The following is a 16,177-nucleotide window of genomic DNA, read 5'->3' as shown; positions in this document are numbered from 1 at the left end:
TTATTGGGGCAGGTTGTCGTGAAGGAATTCCCTAATGAAGCAAATTCGTCTGCTGGCGCAGTATTATGTTGACCTGATGATGAAGTTAGGTCTGGTGCGCTTCTCAATGTTGCTGGCGCTGGCCCTCGTCGTTCTTGCCATTGTGGTACAAATGGCGGTAACCATGGTGCTGCATGGTCAGGTCGAAAGCATTGATGTTATTCGTTCTATCTTCTTTGGTTTGCTGATTACGCCGTGGGCGGTCTACTTTCTATCGGTGGTCGTCGAGCAACTGGAGGAGTCACGGCAACGTCTGTCACGGCTGGTGCAAAAACTGGAGGAGATGCGCGAGCGCGATTTGAGCCTCAACGTTCAGTTAAAAGATAATATTGCCCAGCTAAATCAGGAAATCGCCGTTCGTGAAAAAGCGGAAGCAGAACTGCAGGAAACCTTCGGCCAACTGAAAATTGAAATTAAAGAGCGTGAAGAGACACAAATTCAGCTCGAACAGCAATCCTCATTCTTACGTTCCTTCCTTGATGCTTCACCCGACCTGGTTTTTTATCGTAACGAAGATAAAGAGTTTTCCGGCTGTAACCGCGCGATGGAGCTGCTGACCGGAAAAAGCGAAAAACAACTGGTTCACCTGAAACCTGCTGATGTTTACTCACCGGAAGCCGCCGCAAAAGTCATTGAAACCGATGAAAAAGTGTTCCGTCATAATGTGTCACTGACCTATGAACAGTGGCTGGATTACCCGGACGGGCGCAAAGCCTGCTTTGAAATCCGTAAAGTGCCGTACTACGACCGCGTGGGTAAACGTCACGGTTTGATGGGCTTTGGTCGCGACATTACCGAGCGTAAGCGGTATCAGGATGCGCTTGAACGGGCCAGCCGCGACAAAACGACGTTTATCTCCACCATCAGTCACGAATTGCGTACACCGCTGAATGGTATCGTCGGCCTGAGCCGCATTCTGCTGGATACCGAACTCACCGCCGAGCAGGAAAAATACCTCAAAACCATCCATGTTTCGGCCGTCACGCTGGGGAATATCTTCAACGATATTATCGACATGGATAAGATGGAACGGCGCAAGGTCCAGCTTGATAATCAGCCGGTTGATTTCACCAGCTTCCTTGCCGATCTGGAAAATCTCTCCGCCTTGCAGGCGCAACAAAAAGGATTGCGCTTTAATCTGGAGCCGACGCTGCCATTACCGCATCAGGTCATTACCGACGGGACGCGTTTACGGCAGATCCTGTGGAACCTCATCAGTAACGCCGTCAAATTCACCCAGCAAGGCCAGGTTACCGTGCGCGTGCGCTACGATGAAGGCGATATGCTGCATTTTGAAGTGGAAGACTCTGGTATCGGCATTCCGCAGGATGAGCTGGATAAAATCTTCGCCATGTATTACCAGGTGAAAGACAGTCATGGCGGTAAACCTGCCACCGGCACCGGTATTGGTCTGGCCGTTTCTCGTCGTCTGGCGAAAAATATGGGCGGCGATATTACGGTTACCAGCGAACAGGGCAAAGGTTCAACCTTTACGTTGACGATCCACGCACCGTCGGTAGCAGAAGAGGTTGATGATGCGTTTGATGAAGACGATATGCCTTTACCGGCGCTGAATGTGCTGCTGGTGGAAGACATTGAACTGAACGTGATTGTCGCACGCTCTGTGCTGGAAAAATTAGGTAACAGCGTTGATGTCGCCATGACCGGCAAGGCGGCGCTGGAGATGTTTAAACCGGGCGAATACGACCTGGTGTTGCTGGATATTCAGTTGCCAGATATGACCGGGCTGGATATCTCTCGTGAACTGACGAAGCGTTATCCGCGCGAGGATTTACCACCGCTGGTGGCCTTAACCGCTAACGTGCTGAAAGACAAACAAGAGTACCTCAATGCTGGAATGGATGATGTGCTGAGTAAGCCGCTTTCTGTTCCGGCGCTAACCGCGATGATCAAGAAATTCTGGGATACCCAGGATGATGAGGAAAGTACGGTGACGACAGAAGAGAACAGTAAATCAGAAGCATTGCTCGATATTCCCATGCTGGAACAGTATCTCGAACTTGTAGGACCGAAGCTGATCACCGACGGGTTAGCGGTGTTTGAGAAGATGATGCCGGGCTATGTCAGCGTGCTGGAGTCGAATCTGACGGCGCAGGATAAAAAAGGCATTGTTGAGGAAGGACATAAAATTAAAGGTGCGGCGGGGTCAGTGGGGTTACGCCATCTGCAACAGCTGGGTCAGCAAATTCAGTCTCCTGACCTTCCCGCCTGGGAAGATAACGTCGGTGAATGGATTGAAGAGATGAAAGAAGAGTGGCGTCACGACGTAGAAGTACTGAAAGCGTGGGTGGCAAAAGCCACTAAAAAATGACCCCGGCTAGACCGGGGTGCGCGAATACTGCGCCAACACCAGGGAAATCTTGGCTGCGCCGTAAATTATTATGATGAGTTACAAGGGCACAGCACTGTTTTTCAGGCCGCACGCAGTTAAGATAGCAAAACTTAAATGATTTGTTACATGAATCAGTTAAATGTGTGATGCGTAGCATTTTTATTAAAAAAATTAATGTGTTTCAGTCAATTGCGAAAGGATGATCACAATGAAGAAAATTGGCGTAATTCTGAGCGGATGCGGCGTTTATGACGGTTCTGAAATTCATGAAGCGGTGTTGACGTTGTTAGCTATTTCACGCAGCGGTGCGCAGGCGGTCTGCTTTGCACCGGATAAGCAGCAGGTTGATGTTATCAACCATTTAACGGGCGAAGCGATGACGGAAACGCGCAATGTGCTGATTGAAGCGGCACGAATAACGCGCGGTGAAATCCGTCCTCTGGCCCAGGCCGATGCCGCTGAACTGGATGCGTTGATTGTGCCGGGGGGGTTTGGCGCGGCGAAGAATTTAAGCAATTTTGCCAGTCTTGGTCGCGAATGCACCGTTGACCGTGAATTAAAGGCGCTGGCACAAGCGATGCATCAGGCCGGAAAACCGCTTGGTTTTATGTGTATTGCCCCGGCGATGCTGCCGAAAATTTTCGATTTCCCGCTGCGTTTGACCATCGGTACTGATATTGATACCGCAGAAGTGCTGGAAGAGATGGGCGCGGAGCATGTGCCGTGTCCTGTCGATGATATCGTGGTTGATGAAGACAATAAGATTGTCACCACCCCGGCATATATGCTGGCGCAGAACATTGCAGAAGCGGCGAGCGGCATTGATAAGCTGGTTTCCCGCGTGCTGGTTCTGGCTGAATGAGTAAAAGCCGCTTAACGGTGTTTAGTTTCGTTCGCCGTTTTCTTTTGCGGTTAATGGTTGTCCTCGCCGTTTTTTGGGGCGGGGGCATCGCGTTGTTTAGCGTTGCGCCTGTTCCTTTCTCAGCGGTAATGGTCGAGCGACAGGTCAGCGCCTGGCTGCATGGCAATTTTCGTTACGTGGCACATTCTGACTGGGTCAGTATGGATCAAATCTCGCCGTGGATGGGACTGGCGGTGATTGCCGCAGAAGATCAGACATTTCCTGAGCACTGGGGCTTTGATGTCGCTTCCATTGAGAAAGCCCTGGCGCACAACGAGCGCAATGAAAACCGTATTCGCGGTGCTTCAACGATTTCTCAGCAGACTGCCAAAAATCTCTTTTTATGGGATGGGCGTAGCTGGGTTCGAAAAGGGCTGGAAGCTGGATTAACGCTGGGGATAGAAACGGTCTGGAGCAAAAAGCGTATCCTGACGGTTTACCTGAATATCGCCGAATTTGGCGACGGTGTGTTTGGCGTCGAAGCTGCGGCACAACGTTATTTCCACAAACCCGCGAGCAAGCTTACCCGGTCGGAAGCTGCATTACTGGCAGCTGTATTACCTAATCCACTTCGTTTCAAAGTCTCCGCGCCATCGGGCTACGTGCGTAGCCGTCAGGCGTGGATTTTACGGCAGATGTATCAGTTAGGCGGTGAGTCGTTTATGCAACAACACCAGCTGGATTAAGCTTCGCGCGAAGTGAGGGTCAGCGTTTTGCTTTCACGAGGTTGCAGATCTTTCTGCAGGGCAATAGTCAGCGCCGGTTGGGCGATAAATCGTTTCCATAACCGCTCTTGCTTACGCAGACAACACCACTTCGACCAGGTCGCCAGTGGAATCAATGTGCTTTCACCAATGTTGTCGCAGACGACGGGGATAACCTCTGACTCACTGATGCGGTGACAGAGGATATTCTGCGGCTTCAGCGACATCGTCACGATACGGTTATCCTGCAAATAACGCTTCAGCTGTTTCAGTATCTGGCGCAGTTGTGCAATGTCTTCTTCGTAACGGCATTGTTCAGCAAATTCGGTCAGCGTAATGGAGGGTTTGCCGTCAAAATCTGCAATCACATCGTAGACATAACCGGTTCCGCAATCCGTCTCAACGGTACCGTGATAGCGCGGTATTCCACTCCAGTCTTTTAACCGACGACCAAGATGCGCGTAGTACTTTAACTCACGGCGGATCTCTTTATCGCCACCATCGCCACGATGGTAGACAATCTTGATACAGCGTTGGGCATCTTCCGGATGCGCATAACATTTCCGATGTCTTCCGGTGCCCAGGGGACTTTGTTCAGATAAGCGAATCATGCCATCTCCTGGAAATATTTTCTGACGATCTCCAGTATGGTCGATTAACTTAAACGAAATCTAAACAATGCTTCTTAAGGTTTTCTTAAGGTTCTTCTGAAAGTAAAAAGCGCACGAAATGTACAATTGACGTTGATTGATAACGATTTCAGTACGCGCTTTTCTTATTGCCGGGGGAGCTTGAAGGGATTTGAATGTCAAAGTGATGAAGATTAATCTTCATCAAAACCAGAGTTAAAGAGGGCGATAACGGCGGCCAGTGCTTCCTCTTCCTGCGGACCGGTCGCTTCAACTTCAATCTGCCGTCCTTTGGCAGAATCCAGCATCAGCAGTGCAATAACGCTGTTGGCTTCAGCCTCGGTGCCTTCGTCATTACGTAACAGCACTTCAGCGTCAAAACCTTGCATTAATTCAAACAGCTTCATTGCAGGCCGGGCATGCATGCCCAGCTTGTTTGTGATTTCAACAGTTTGCTTGACGGTCATGGTTTACGTTTTTCCAGCGTACGATGGCGTGACTGGACGTTTTTACCGCGCGAGCGGAAGTAGTCTGCCAGTTGCTCTGCAATATACACCGAACGGTGCTTCCCGCCGGTACAACCAATGGCGACCGTCAGGTAGCTACGGTTGTTGGTTTCCAGCATAGGTAACCATAGCTCAAGATAGCTTCGCGTCTGGTAGATAAAATTGTGTACTTCTGTGTGGCGGTCGAGGAACGCGGCGACAGGCTTATCCAGACCTGTCATTGGACGCAGTTTCGGATCCCAGTGCGGGTTCGGCAAGAAGCGCACGTCAAAGACGTAATCTGCATCGATAGGGATACCGTGTTTGAAGCCAAAAGACTCAAAGACCATGGTCAGTTCGCGTTCACGTTTACCCAGCAGACGGGTACGCAGCATTTCAGCCAGCTCGTGAACGGACATTTCTGAGGTATCGACAATCAGATCCGCTCGCGAACGCAGAGGCTCCAGCAAATCGCTTTCTTTGTCGATAGCACTTTCCAGCGACAGGTTTTTGCTGGAAAGCGGATGCAGTCGGCGCGTGTCACTGTAACGACGAATTAAGGTATTACGGTCGGCATCCAGGAACAGTAGTTGCGGTGAGAAAGCGTCAGGTAGGTTACTCATCGCCTGTTCGAATATTTCTGGTGACTCCGGCATATTACGAACATCAATGCTGACGGCGGCAGAAATCTCGCGATCGGCCAGAGTTCGAGCCAGATCGGGTAACAACACTACGGGAAGGTTATCCACGCAGTAAAAACCCATATCTTCCAGCGCACGCAGGGCGACAGATTTACCTGAACCTGAACGTCCGCTGACGATCATCAGTACCATGTACTGTTTCTCCTCACAACGTCTAAAAGAGACATTACCGAATAACTACGCTTCATCCGGAGTACCTTCGGTATCCGTAATGATTTGATACAGCTCTTCATCGCTCTGGGCTGCGCGTAAACGGCGGCAGATGGTTTTGTCCGCCAGACGTTTCGCCACCAGTGACAGAGTATGCAGGTGCGTTTTAGTTTGGTCTGCCGGCACCAGCAGGGCAAAAAGTAAATCCACCGGTTGGTTGTCGATGGCATCGAAAGCTATAGGCGTTTCGAGCTGAACGAAAACGCCAACGGCACGCAGAGTATCTTCTTCCAGTTTGCCATGCGGAATGGCAATACCATTGCCGATACCGGTACTGCCCATTTTTTCCCGCGTCAGGATAGCTTCAAAAACCACCTGAGGCGGCAGGCTAAGTTGTTTCGCCGCCAGCTCGCTGATGATTTCCAGGGCGCGTTTTTTGCTCTGACAGTGGACGCGGCTTCGCGTACATTCCCTGTTAAGAACACTGCTAAGCTGTAGAGTTGTATCATTATTTGTCATAATTTCACCTAAGAACCTGCCCACTCAAACAGTGGAACAGGCTCGGAGCATTAACCGTACAAATGGCCCGTTGTGCCGCACAACAGGCCGCCATGCACATGCTAATTGCCCGGACAATTAGTGTTGTTTCAGTTTATCTTTATGTTTGGTCAACTGGCGTGCCAGCTTATCAATTAAGCCATCAATGGCAGCGTACATGTCCTGACCTTCCGCGCTGGCATGAATTTCACCACCGTTTACATGCAGTGTTGCATCTGAGGTGTGGGTGACTTTCTCCACTTTCAGAACAACATAGACCTGGTTGATTCGGTCAAAATATTGCTCAAGTTTGGCAAATTTGGCTGTAACAAATTCGCGCAGTGCCTCGGTGATCTCGACGTTATTTCCGGTAATGTTGAGCTGCATAGTGTCTTCCTTATCGGTTGGGTCAAACGAGCTGTTTACGCTGGTTTGACGGCGGAATGGATAAAGACTCTCGGTACTTCGCAACAGTGCGGCGTGCCACCATGATACCTTGTTCCGACAGCAAAGAGGTTAACTTGCTGTCGCTCAACGGTTTCGCTGGGTTTTCCGCCGCGATTAATTTCTTCACCAGCGCACGAATCGCCGTGGAGGAAGCTTCGCCGCCGCCCTCGGTATTGACGTGACTGGAAAAGAAATACTTCAGTTCAAAAATGCCTCGTGGACTATGCAGGTATTTTTGCGTGGTCACGCGAGATATCGTCGATTCATGCATTTCGACAGCCTGGGCGATATCGGCCAGTACCATCGGTTTCATATATTCTTCACCTTGCTCAAAGAAGGCTTGCTGCTGTTCAACGATACAGCGACTCACGCGCAGTAGCGTATCGTTACGGCTTTCCAGACTCTTGATCAACCATTTGGCATCCTGCAGATTGCTGCGGATAAACTGGCTGTCACCATCGTTGCGCGCGTTATTGCACATCGAGGCGTAGTGCTGGTTGATTTGCAGACGCGGAATGCTGTCACTGTTGAGTTCTACCGTCCAGTGACCGTTATGCTTACGCACCAGCACATCTGGAATGACATACTCAGGTTCGCCAGTCTGGATCGACTGCCCGGGGCGCGGATCGAGCGACTGGATCAGATTGACGGCTTCTTTCAGCACATCTTCTTTCAGACGCGTGACGCGCATTAAAGTGCGGAAGTCGTGATTGGCTAACAGATCGAGATGATCGCTAATAATCAGTCTGGCCTCTTCCAGCCACGGCGTGGTTTTATCGAATTGGGAGAGTTGGATCAGCAGGCAGTCACGCAGATCTTTTGCCGCCACACCGACCGGATCAAACCGTTGGATCCGCTTAAGGACGGCTTCAACTTCGTCGATGTCAATCTCTTCATCGCCCATACTTTCGAGAATATCTTCCAGCGGGACAGTCAGATAACCAGTGTCATCAACGGCATCGACGATAGAGGTAGCAATAGCGCGGTCAGTGTCGGAAAACGGTGTCAACTCGACCTGCCACATCAGGTAATCCTGCAAGGTCTGCGTCGTTTCGCCCTGATAGACCGGCAGCTCGTCGTCAATGTAGTCACCGCTGGTGCCGGATGGTGTACCAGCGGTGTAAATGGTGTCCCAACTGGCATCGAGCGGCAGCTCTTCCGGCATCTCTTTTTGTTCGAGCGCGTCGGCGGTGTCCAGTGTTTCACTGTCTTGCGTTTCGCGGGTGTCGATTTCTTCATGAGTGTCGATTTGCTCAAGCAGCGGATTACTCTCCAGCGCCTGCTGTAGCTCCTGCTGAAGTTCCAGCGTCGACAACTGCAACAGACGAATTGCCTGTTGGAGCTGTGGCGTCATCGCCAGTTGTTGGCTAAGCCTGAGTTGCAAACCTTGCTTCATGTTCAGAATCGTACTCTCCTGCTAAAACGTCGCAAACTTCTACCCTATCAGAGTCTGAAGTCTTCCCCAAGGTATACACGCTTAACGTGTTCGTCTTGTAAGATTTCTGTAGGCGTGCCGTGGGCGATCAAATGCCCCTGACTGACGATATAAGCGCGTTCACAAACCGCCAGTGTTTCACGCACGTTGTGGTCAGTGATCAGTACGCCCAGGCCGCTGTCGCGCAGGTGTTCAATGATGCGTTTAATGTCGATAACCGAGATCGGGTCAACCCCGGCAAACGGTTCGTCGAGCAGAATAAATTTCGGATTCGCAGCCAGTGCGCGGGCAATTTCTACACGGCGACGTTCACCCCCGGAGAGTGACTGCCCCATGCTGTCACGCAGGTGCTCAATGTGAAACTCTTCCATCAGCTCGTTCGCGCGGTCTTCACGTTGTTCAGCAGACAAGTCGTCACGAATTTGCAGTACCGCCATCAGGTTATCGTAAACGCTGAGGCGACGGAAAATGGAGGCTTCCTGTGGCAGATAGCCGATACCGCGGCGCGCGCGTGCATGCAGAGGCAGCAGACTGATATCGTCATCATCAATAATGATGTTGCCCGCATCGCGCGGCACAATGCCTACAACCATGTAGAAAGTGGTGGTCTTACCGGCACCGTTTGGCCCCAGCAGACCGACAATTTCCCCGGAGTTGACGGTCAGGCTGACGTCTTCTACCACGCGACGGCCTTTATAGGCTTTTGCAAGGTTCTTTGCAGTTAATGTTGCCATAACGAATTAATTACCCTTCTTCTGTGCCGGGGTCTGGCCTTTGTTGTTTTTGTCCTGCAGCTGCGACGGCACCAGAACGGTGGTTACGCGCTTACCTTTGTCGCTGAAAGCCTGCATTTTCTGCTCTTTCACCAGGTAAGTGATCTTATCGCCCTTAATGTTGCTATCGACCTGCTGCAGATAAGCATTACCCGTCAGAACGACAAAATCTTTTGCCAGTTCGTAGTGCATCTGGGAAGCGTGACCTTCAACGGGTTTACCATTGTCCTGCATCTGGTAGAACGTTGCCGGTTTACCGTAGCCGTCAATCACTTCTTTACCTTGTTCGCCGCCCGGACGGGTAACGACCACTTTGTCGGCATTAATTTTGATGGTGCCCTGGGTGACGATGACATTACCGGTAAAGGTAACCACGTTGCCTTGCATATCAAGAGATTGCTGGTCCGATTCAATGTGGATCGGCTGATCAGTGTCTCCGGTTACGGCAAATGCCGGAATGCTGGCGGCCAGAAGTGAGCTGGCAAGCACAAGATTAAGGCTGAGTTTGTTTGTTTTGAATTTCATAGGATGTTCTAACCTTTTCAATCAGCTCGGCGTTCTTGCTGCGTAAGTTGCCGCGCATTTTCAGACCGCTGGAGTTAAATGTTGTTCCGTATAACGTGACGAGGTCTTCAGAGGTAACATCCTGCGTCACCAGATTGATCTGCGCGTTATCCGTCGTGATTCTGCGAAGTTGAGAGTCCGGCACGAGTGCGTTGACTTCAACGTGTCCATATAAATAGAGCATCCGGTCATTGGTCAGCTTGGCTTTATCTGCTTTTACGGACCATGTCGGGATTTTATCCTTATCAAACGTGGTAAGTACCGGCTGCGTAAACCACGAAACGGCCTGATCGGAATAATATTCAACATGTTGAGCAATCAATCGATAGCTTAGTGCCCCTTCTGGGTTATAGACGAGCGTGTCCGTATGCTCGCTTTTATAGGTGGGATCATTGTTGTTGACGACCACCTGGGCGGTATCGTCTTTTTCGGCCATATTAATGCCGATCATCACCAGAACCGCCAGTGATAGCACAATGATAACCCAACGTCTGGCTTTACTCATATCGATTGCCCTTTGGCTTCATCCAGTTTGCCCTGCGCCAGGAGTAATAAGTCGCAAACTTCTCGCACTGCGCCACGACCGCCAGCAATGCGCGTCACGTAATCGGCGCGCGGGATCAACAGTGGATGCGCATCGGCCACGGCGACGCTTAACCCCACTTTTTCCATTACCGGCCAGTCGATGAGATCATCGCCGACATAAGCCACATTTTCCGGGGCAATCGCCAGTTTTTCCAGCAGATCGCTAAAGGCGATCAGTTTGTTTGACTGCCCCTGATACAAGTGAGTGATCCCCAATGTGGCACAACGATCTTCTACCAGTTTAGCCTTTCGCCCGGTAATGATAGCGACTTCAATATCAGAGGTGAGCGCACAACGAATGCCATAACCGTCACGAACATTGAACGCTTTCAGCTCTTCGCCATTATTGCCCATATAAATCAGGCCATCTGACAGTACGCCATCGACATCGAGGATCAGCAGACGAATGTTCTCTGCTTTTGCTATAACGTCGGCGCTGACAGGGCCGTAACAGGTCGCAAGCGACGCACCTGCTTTGCTCATTGTTGTTTATCCTTGAATCTTTACACTACGCCTGCACGCAGTAAATCATGCATATGTAACACACCGAGTAAATGGTCGCCATCGGCAACCATCACGGAGGTAATATGGCGGGACTGCATTAAGTTCAGTGCCTCAACGGCCAGAATGCCAGGGCGCACACGTATTCCCCCTGGCGTCATCACATCGGCAATACTTAACTGACGAACATCCACGCCCATATCGAAGACACGGCGTAAATCACCGTCGGTAAAGATGCCTTCAATCATCATATTGTCATCGCAAATGACAGTCATACCAAGATTTTTGCGGGTAACTTCCAGCAATGCGTCACGCAGACTGGCCGTTTTCTTAACATGCGGGATCTCATCGCCCGTATGCATAATATCGTTTACGCGCAGCAGAAGTTTACGACCCAGTGCGCCGCCTGGGTGTGAGAGCGCAAAATCTTCAGCAGTAAAGCCGCGTGCTTTTAACAGCGCGACAGCGAGGGCATCGCCCATAACCAGCGTGGCGGTGGTGCTGCTGGTCGGTGCCAGCCCTAACGGACAGGCTTCTTTCGCTACTTTAACACACAGATGCACATCTGCGGCGCGCGCCATGCTGCTCTCCGGGCGACCGGTGATGCAGATTAACGGTACGTGAAGACGCTTAAGCACTGGAATTAAGGCCGTGATTTCGCTGGATTCACCTGAGTTAGAGATAGCAATCACCACATCCTGTGGGGTGACCATGCCTAAATCACCATGCGCGGCTTCACCAGGATGGACGAAAAATGAAGGTGTACCGGTGCTGGCAAACGTTGCCGCCATTTTGCGCCCGATGTGCCCCGATTTCCCCATCCCCATGACGACAACTTTCCCTTTACACCAGAACATCTTTTCACAGGCAAGCGTGAAATTCTGATTGATGTATTGATCAAGCTCCGCCAGGCATTCACGTTCAATCGCCAGGACTTCTTTACCTGCTTGCTGAAAGTCAAAACCCGGTTGTAACTCTACGTGCGACATAATGCGTTTCCAGTTATTCAACGAGTATTGGCGATAACCAGTACAACATCGCCAGCCATACGATAAATCCGCCAGTTAATAATACCCCTACACCACGGCCCGATTGCGGGGAGCGCCGCCAGCACAGCAACGCAAAAATAATGCTCACCAGCAACATCACGCTGTAGTCACGACTGTACGCCAGTGGATCAATCTTTCCTGGCGTTATCAGCGCGGGTAAACCCAACACGATGACAATATTAAATATGTTTGCGCCAATGATATTTCCGACAGCAATGTCGTTTTCACCTTTGCGAACCCCCGCTATTGCGGTTGCCAGTTCCGGCAGGCTGGTTCCGATAGCAATTGCCGTCAGACCCATCGTCAACTCGCTGATGGCAAAGTAATTCGCCAGCACCGTGGCGTTATCAACCACCATCCGCGTGGCCACTGGCATGATGATAAGCGCAATGCCGAGCCATAAAAACGCGACGGGCAATCCACCGTCACGCGGCAACTCTGCAAGCTGCTCTCTGGTCAGGCTGTCAGTCCCCTGACGTTCAGCCTGACGTGCAAGTTTAACAATGAACAGCAGCCATAGCACAGCCAGAAAGAGGAGAAAGATACCATCGCTGCGACTAAGTTGTCCGTCATAGAGTACGGAACCGGCCACCACGCTGACCAACAACATTAAGGGTAATTCACGGCGTAGAACATCAGAATGGACGGTAAAAGGACGAACCAGCGCAGCAAGACCGAGGATCAGCAATATATTGATAATGTTTGAGCCGAGGGCTGTACCAACGGCTAAATCGCGTTGTTCGTGCAAAGACGCGGCAAGCGAGACGATGATTTCTGGTAACGATGTACCAATACTGACCACCGTCATGCCGATGATTAGCGGCGGGATGCCAAAGGTTCGGCAAAGAATAGACGCGGCAAAAACCAGGCGGTCGGCACTGTAAACGACCAAAAGTAAACCAACAATTAACAGTGCCGTAGCTAAAAGCATCTAACGTCCTTTCTTCAGGTATACTCGCCGGTCCGCTGAAGATTTTCAGAAAGCCGTAACGGATTCTTAATTTTGACTTTATGCGGCTAAAAAGTAAAACAAATGCCAGCTTTCGCTAACCACGGCGGGTAATATTCTGTAAATATGTTGGGTTCAAGGTTAAATTGAGCGCCATGCTTAGAAAATCAACGCAAGACGAAGGGTGAATTATGGAGCAGTCTGTGGCGAATTTAGTCGATATGCGCGATGTCAGTTTTACGCGTGGAAATCGCTGCATCTTCGATAATATTTCCCTGACCGTGCCGCGAGGGAAGATCACGGCGATCATGGGGCCATCGGGCATCGGTAAAACGACGCTACTCCGTCTGATTGGCGGGCAAATCGCACCAGATCATGGTGAGATCCTTTTCGATGGTGAGAATATTCCGGCGATGTCTCGTTCGCGCCTGTATACAGTGCGCAAACGGATGAGCATGTTATTTCAGTCCGGGGCGTTGTTCACTGATATGAACGTATTTGACAACGTCGCCTATCCACTGCGCGAACATACCCAACTTCCCGCGCCATTGTTGCATAGTACGGTGATGATGAAGCTGGAGGCCGTGGGGCTGCGTGGAGCGGCTAAACTTATGCCTTCTGAACTTTCCGGTGGGATGGCGCGGCGTGCAGCTCTGGCGCGTGCGATTGCGCTGGAGCCGGATCTCATCATGTTTGATGAACCCTTTGTTGGGCAAGATCCCATCACCATGGGCGTACTGGTGAAGCTGATTTCTGAGCTGAACAGCGCGCTGGGCGTGACTTGTGTGGTGGTTTCTCACGATGTGCCGGAAGTGTTAAGTATTGCGGATCACGCCTGGATCCTGGCGGACAAAAAAATTGTCGCTCATGGCAGTGCCCAGGCGTTGCAGGCGAATCCTGATCCGCGCGTACGTCAGTTTCTGGACGGGATAGCTGACGGGCCTGTTCCGTTCCGCTATCCTGCCGGCGATTATCACGCTGATCTTTTACCAGGGAGTTAAGCCACTCATGCTGTTAAATGCGCTGGCGTCGCTCGGACATAAAGGGATTAAAACCCTGAGAACGTTCGGGCGGGCCGGGTTAATGTTATTCAATGCGCTGGTCGGCAAACCGGAATTTCGCAAACATGCGCCGCTGCTGGTGCGCCAGCTCTATAATGTCGGCGTCCTGTCGATGCTGATTATTGTAGTTTCTGGCGTGTTCATCGGAATGGTGTTGGGGCTGCAAGGTTATCTGGTTCTGACCACTTATAGTGCGGAAACCAGTCTGGGTATGCTGGTGGCGTTATCGCTACTGCGTGAACTGGGGCCGGTGGTTGCCGCGTTGTTGTTTGCCGGGCGTGCTGGTTCGGCGCTAACCGCAGAAATCGGCCTGATGCGCGCTACAGAGCAACTCTCCAGTATGGAGATGATGGCGGTGGATCCGTTGCGTCGGGTTATTTCTCCCCGTTTCTGGGCTGGGGTTATTTCATTACCACTGTTGACGGTTATTTTCGTCGCCGTGGGGATCTGGGGCGGATCTCTGGTCGGCGTCAGTTGGAAAGGCATTGATAGCGGGTTCTTCTGGTCGGCAATGCAAAATGCCGTCGACTGGCGTATGGATCTGGTCAACTGTCTGATTAAGAGCGTGGTGTTTGCCATCACGGTGACGTGGATTTCGTTGTTTAACGGCTACGACGCCATCCCGACGTCTGCCGGGATTAGCCGGGCAACCACTCGCACCGTTGTCCACTCGTCTCTGGCTGTTCTGGGGCTGGATTTTGTGCTGACCGCATTGATGTTTGGGAATTGAGTTCATGCAAACGAAAAAAAATGAAATTTGGGTGGGTATCTTTTTATTAGCAGCACTACTGGCGGCGCTGTTTGTTTGCCTGAAGGCGGCGAACGTGACGTCCATACGTACTGAACCGACCTATACGCTTTATGCGACGTTCGATAACATTGGCGGCCTGAAAGCGCGCTCTCCGGTCAGCATTGGTGGCGTTGTTGTGGGCCGGGTGGCGGATATTACGCTGGACCCGAAAACCTATCTGCCGCGCGTAACGCTGGAAATTGAACAACGTTATAACCACATTCCTGATACCAGTTCGCTGAGCATTCGTACTTCCGGCCTGCTGGGGGAACAATATCTGGCATTAAACGTCGGTTTTGAAGACCCGGAACTGGGGACTGCTATCCTGAAGGATGGCGATACAATTCAGGACACCAAGTCTGCGATGGTGCTGGAAGATCTCATTGGTCAGTTCCTTTACGGTAGTAAAGGCGATGACAATAAGAATAGTGGCGATGCGCCAGCTGCTGCGCCAGGTAATAATGAAACCACTGAACCTGTGGGTACAACGAAATAATTTCAGGAGAACCGACGCATGTTTAAACGTTTAATGATGGTCGCTTTGCTGGTGATTGCACCGCTGAGTGCGGCAACCGCGGCAGACCAGACCAATCCGTATAAGCTGATGGACGAGGCGGCGCAGAAAACGTTCGATCGCCTGAAGAATGAGCAACCGCAAATTCGGGCCAACCCGGATTATCTGCGTACCATTGTCGATCAGGAACTGCTGCCATACGTACAGGTGAAATACGCCGGTGCGCTGGTGCTGGGCCAGTATTACAAGAGTGCGACCCCTGCTCAACGTGATGCTTACTTTGCCGCTTTCCGTGAGTACCTGAAGCAGGCTTACGGTCAGGCGCTGGCGATGTATCACGGTCAAACCTATCAGATTGCGCCAGAACAGCCGCTGGGCGATAAAACCATTGTGCCTATTCGCGTTACCATTATTGACCCAAATGGCCGCCCGCCGGTGCGTCTGGACTTCCAATGGCGTAAAAACTCCCAGACGGGCAACTGGCAGGCTTACGACATGATTGCTGAAGGCGTCAGTATGATCACCACCAAACAAAACGAGTGGGGAACGCTGCTGCGTACCAAAGGTATCGACGGCCTGACTGCACAACTGAAATCGATTTCTCAACAGAAAATCACTCTGGAAGAGAAAAAATAATGAGCGAGTCACTGAGCTGGATGCAGACGGGTGACACGCTGGCGTTATCCGGAGAGCTGGATCAGGACGTTCTGCTACCGCTTTGGGAAATACGTGAGGAAGCGGTGAAGGGGATTACCAGCATCGATCTTAGCCGTGTGTCTCGCGTGGATACGGGTGGACTGGCACTGCTGCTCCATCTTATCGATCTGGCGAAAAAGCAGGGCAACAATGTGACGCTTCAGGGGGTAAACGACAAAGTGTATACCCTGGCGAAATTGTATAATTTGCCTGCTGATGTTCTGCCTCGTTAAATTTTTTCAGGCCGGATATGGCGTTAACCGCCTGTCCGGCAAACCTGCCTGCAAGTCGAGCCTTGTCTGATTTATCAGCGA

Annotated in this window: 20 protein-coding genes; 8 read left to right on the top strand and 12 right to left on the bottom strand. The window is 51.2% G+C overall.

All coding sequences use genetic code 11. From position 1 onward, the window contains the following. Positions 1 to 34 precede the first annotated feature (34 nt). From arcB to mtgA, 3 genes are all read left to right on the top strand, one after another. The gene (gene arcB / locus ACJHX7_RS06795) at positions 35 to 2,371 is read left to right on the top strand and encodes an aerobic respiration two-component sensor histidine kinase ArcB (protein WP_000809774.1); all 2,337 of its coding nucleotides are present in this window, start codon (positions 35 to 37) and stop codon (positions 2,369 to 2,371) included. A 229-nt stretch (positions 2,372 to 2,600) separates the two neighbouring features. Next, positions 2,601 to 3,254, top strand: a complete 654-nt coding sequence (gene elbB, locus ACJHX7_RS06790) for an isoprenoid biosynthesis glyoxalase ElbB (protein ID WP_001302019.1) — start codon at positions 2,601 to 2,603, stop codon at positions 3,252 to 3,254. Then, positions 3,251 to 3,979, top strand: coding sequence for a monofunctional biosynthetic peptidoglycan transglycosylase (gene mtgA / locus ACJHX7_RS06785; RefSeq protein WP_000047098.1), 729 nt, complete (start codon positions 3,251 to 3,253; stop codon positions 3,977 to 3,979). Before elbB ends, mtgA begins: the two co-directional genes overlap by 4 nt. Here mtgA and yrbL read toward each other — a convergent pair. The 12 genes from yrbL to ACJHX7_RS06725 form a co-directional block, all read right to left on the bottom strand. Beyond that, on the bottom strand, positions 3,976 to 4,608 hold the full coding sequence (gene yrbL / locus ACJHX7_RS06780) for a PhoP regulatory network protein YrbL (RefSeq protein ID WP_000620399.1): 633 nt from the start codon (positions 4,606 to 4,608) through the stop codon (positions 3,976 to 3,978). The two genes, mtgA and yrbL, sit on opposite strands and share 4 nt — an antisense overlap. Before the next feature lie 212 nt (positions 4,609 to 4,820). Beyond that, positions 4,821 to 5,093 carry a PTS phosphocarrier protein NPr gene (gene npr / locus ACJHX7_RS06775; protein WP_000216791.1) on the bottom strand — a complete coding sequence of 91 codons (273 nt, stop codon included), beginning with the start codon at positions 5,091 to 5,093 and terminating at the stop codon, positions 4,821 to 4,823. Next, entirely contained in the window at positions 5,090 to 5,944 is an 855-nt protein-coding gene (rapZ, locus tag ACJHX7_RS06770; protein ID WP_000243741.1) for an RNase adapter RapZ, read from the bottom strand. The genes npr and rapZ overlap by 4 nt, the downstream gene beginning before the upstream one ends. Before the next feature lie 45 nt (positions 5,945 to 5,989). Beyond that, a complete protein-coding gene (ptsN, locus tag ACJHX7_RS06765; protein WP_000183676.1) occupies positions 5,990 to 6,481 on the bottom strand; it encodes a PTS IIA-like nitrogen regulatory protein PtsN in 492 nt (163 codons plus the stop codon). Positions 6,482 to 6,598: 117 nt separating this feature from the next. Beyond that, positions 6,599 to 6,886, bottom strand: coding sequence for a ribosome hibernation promoting factor (gene hpf / locus ACJHX7_RS06760; protein ID WP_001176599.1), 288 nt, complete (start codon positions 6,884 to 6,886; stop codon positions 6,599 to 6,601). 22 nt (positions 6,887 to 6,908) lie between these two features. Next, complete coding sequence (gene rpoN / locus ACJHX7_RS06755; RefSeq protein WP_000809051.1) at positions 6,909 to 8,342, bottom strand: RNA polymerase factor sigma-54; 1,434 nt, start codon at positions 8,340 to 8,342, stop codon at positions 6,909 to 6,911. Between the two features lie 47 nt (positions 8,343 to 8,389). Next, positions 8,390 to 9,115, bottom strand: coding sequence for an LPS export ABC transporter ATP-binding protein (gene lptB, locus ACJHX7_RS06750; RefSeq protein WP_000224099.1), 726 nt, complete (start codon positions 9,113 to 9,115; stop codon positions 8,390 to 8,392). 6 nt (positions 9,116 to 9,121) lie between these two features. After that, positions 9,122 to 9,679: a lipopolysaccharide ABC transporter substrate-binding protein LptA gene (lptA, locus tag ACJHX7_RS06745; RefSeq protein WP_000669785.1), complete on the bottom strand. Its 558-nt coding sequence runs from the start codon at positions 9,677 to 9,679 to the stop codon at positions 9,122 to 9,124. Continuing rightward, on the bottom strand, positions 9,648 to 10,223 hold the full coding sequence (gene lptC / locus ACJHX7_RS06740) for an LPS export ABC transporter periplasmic protein LptC (protein WP_000030537.1): 576 nt from the start codon (positions 10,221 to 10,223) through the stop codon (positions 9,648 to 9,650). The genes lptA and lptC overlap by 32 nt, the downstream gene beginning before the upstream one ends. After that, complete coding sequence (gene kdsC / locus ACJHX7_RS06735; RefSeq protein ID WP_000030005.1) at positions 10,220 to 10,786, bottom strand: 3-deoxy-manno-octulosonate-8-phosphatase KdsC; 567 nt, start codon at positions 10,784 to 10,786, stop codon at positions 10,220 to 10,222. Before kdsC ends, lptC begins: the two co-directional genes overlap by 4 nt. Before the next feature lie 20 nt (positions 10,787 to 10,806). After that, positions 10,807 to 11,793 (bottom strand): arabinose-5-phosphate isomerase KdsD, encoded by a 987-nt coding sequence (kdsD, locus tag ACJHX7_RS06730; protein ID WP_001295557.1) that lies wholly within the window; start codon positions 11,791 to 11,793, stop codon positions 10,807 to 10,809. A gap of 13 nt (positions 11,794 to 11,806) precedes the next feature. After that, entirely contained in the window at positions 11,807 to 12,784 is a 978-nt protein-coding gene (locus tag ACJHX7_RS06725; protein WP_022646167.1) for a calcium/sodium antiporter, read from the bottom strand. A gap of 209 nt (positions 12,785 to 12,993) precedes the next feature. Between ACJHX7_RS06725 and mlaF the strand changes: the two genes are divergently transcribed. From mlaF to mlaB, 5 genes are read left to right on the top strand one after another with little or no spacing between them, the layout of a single operon-like run. Next, a complete protein-coding gene (mlaF, locus tag ACJHX7_RS06720) occupies positions 12,994 to 13,803 on the top strand; it encodes a phospholipid ABC transporter ATP-binding protein MlaF (protein ID WP_000438245.1) in 810 nt (269 codons plus the stop codon). A 7-nt stretch (positions 13,804 to 13,810) separates the two neighbouring features. After that, positions 13,811 to 14,593 carry a lipid asymmetry maintenance ABC transporter permease subunit MlaE gene (mlaE, locus tag ACJHX7_RS06715; protein ID WP_000925795.1) on the top strand — a complete coding sequence of 261 codons (783 nt, stop codon included), beginning with the start codon at positions 13,811 to 13,813 and terminating at the stop codon, positions 14,591 to 14,593. A gap of 4 nt (positions 14,594 to 14,597) precedes the next feature. Next, a complete protein-coding gene (gene mlaD / locus ACJHX7_RS06710; RefSeq protein ID WP_001296448.1) occupies positions 14,598 to 15,149 on the top strand; it encodes an outer membrane lipid asymmetry maintenance protein MlaD in 552 nt (183 codons plus the stop codon). An 18-nt stretch (positions 15,150 to 15,167) separates the two neighbouring features. Then, on the top strand, positions 15,168 to 15,803 hold the full coding sequence (gene mlaC, locus ACJHX7_RS06705; protein WP_000476484.1) for a phospholipid-binding protein MlaC: 636 nt from the start codon (positions 15,168 to 15,170) through the stop codon (positions 15,801 to 15,803). Continuing rightward, on the top strand, positions 15,803 to 16,096 hold the full coding sequence (gene mlaB, locus ACJHX7_RS06700) for a lipid asymmetry maintenance protein MlaB (RefSeq protein ID WP_000004487.1): 294 nt from the start codon (positions 15,803 to 15,805) through the stop codon (positions 16,094 to 16,096). The genes mlaC and mlaB overlap by 1 nt, the downstream gene beginning before the upstream one ends. The last annotated feature ends 81 nt before the right edge of the window (positions 16,097 to 16,177 follow it).

Origin of the sequence: Escherichia sp. WS1451 (genome assembly GCF_046487365.1) — a bacterium.
Taxonomy (GTDB): domain Bacteria; phylum Pseudomonadota; class Gammaproteobacteria; order Enterobacterales; family Enterobacteriaceae; genus Escherichia; species Escherichia coli.
The sequence above is the reverse complement of the archived record's forward strand: the minus strand, read 5'-3'. Positions and strand labels throughout refer to the sequence as shown.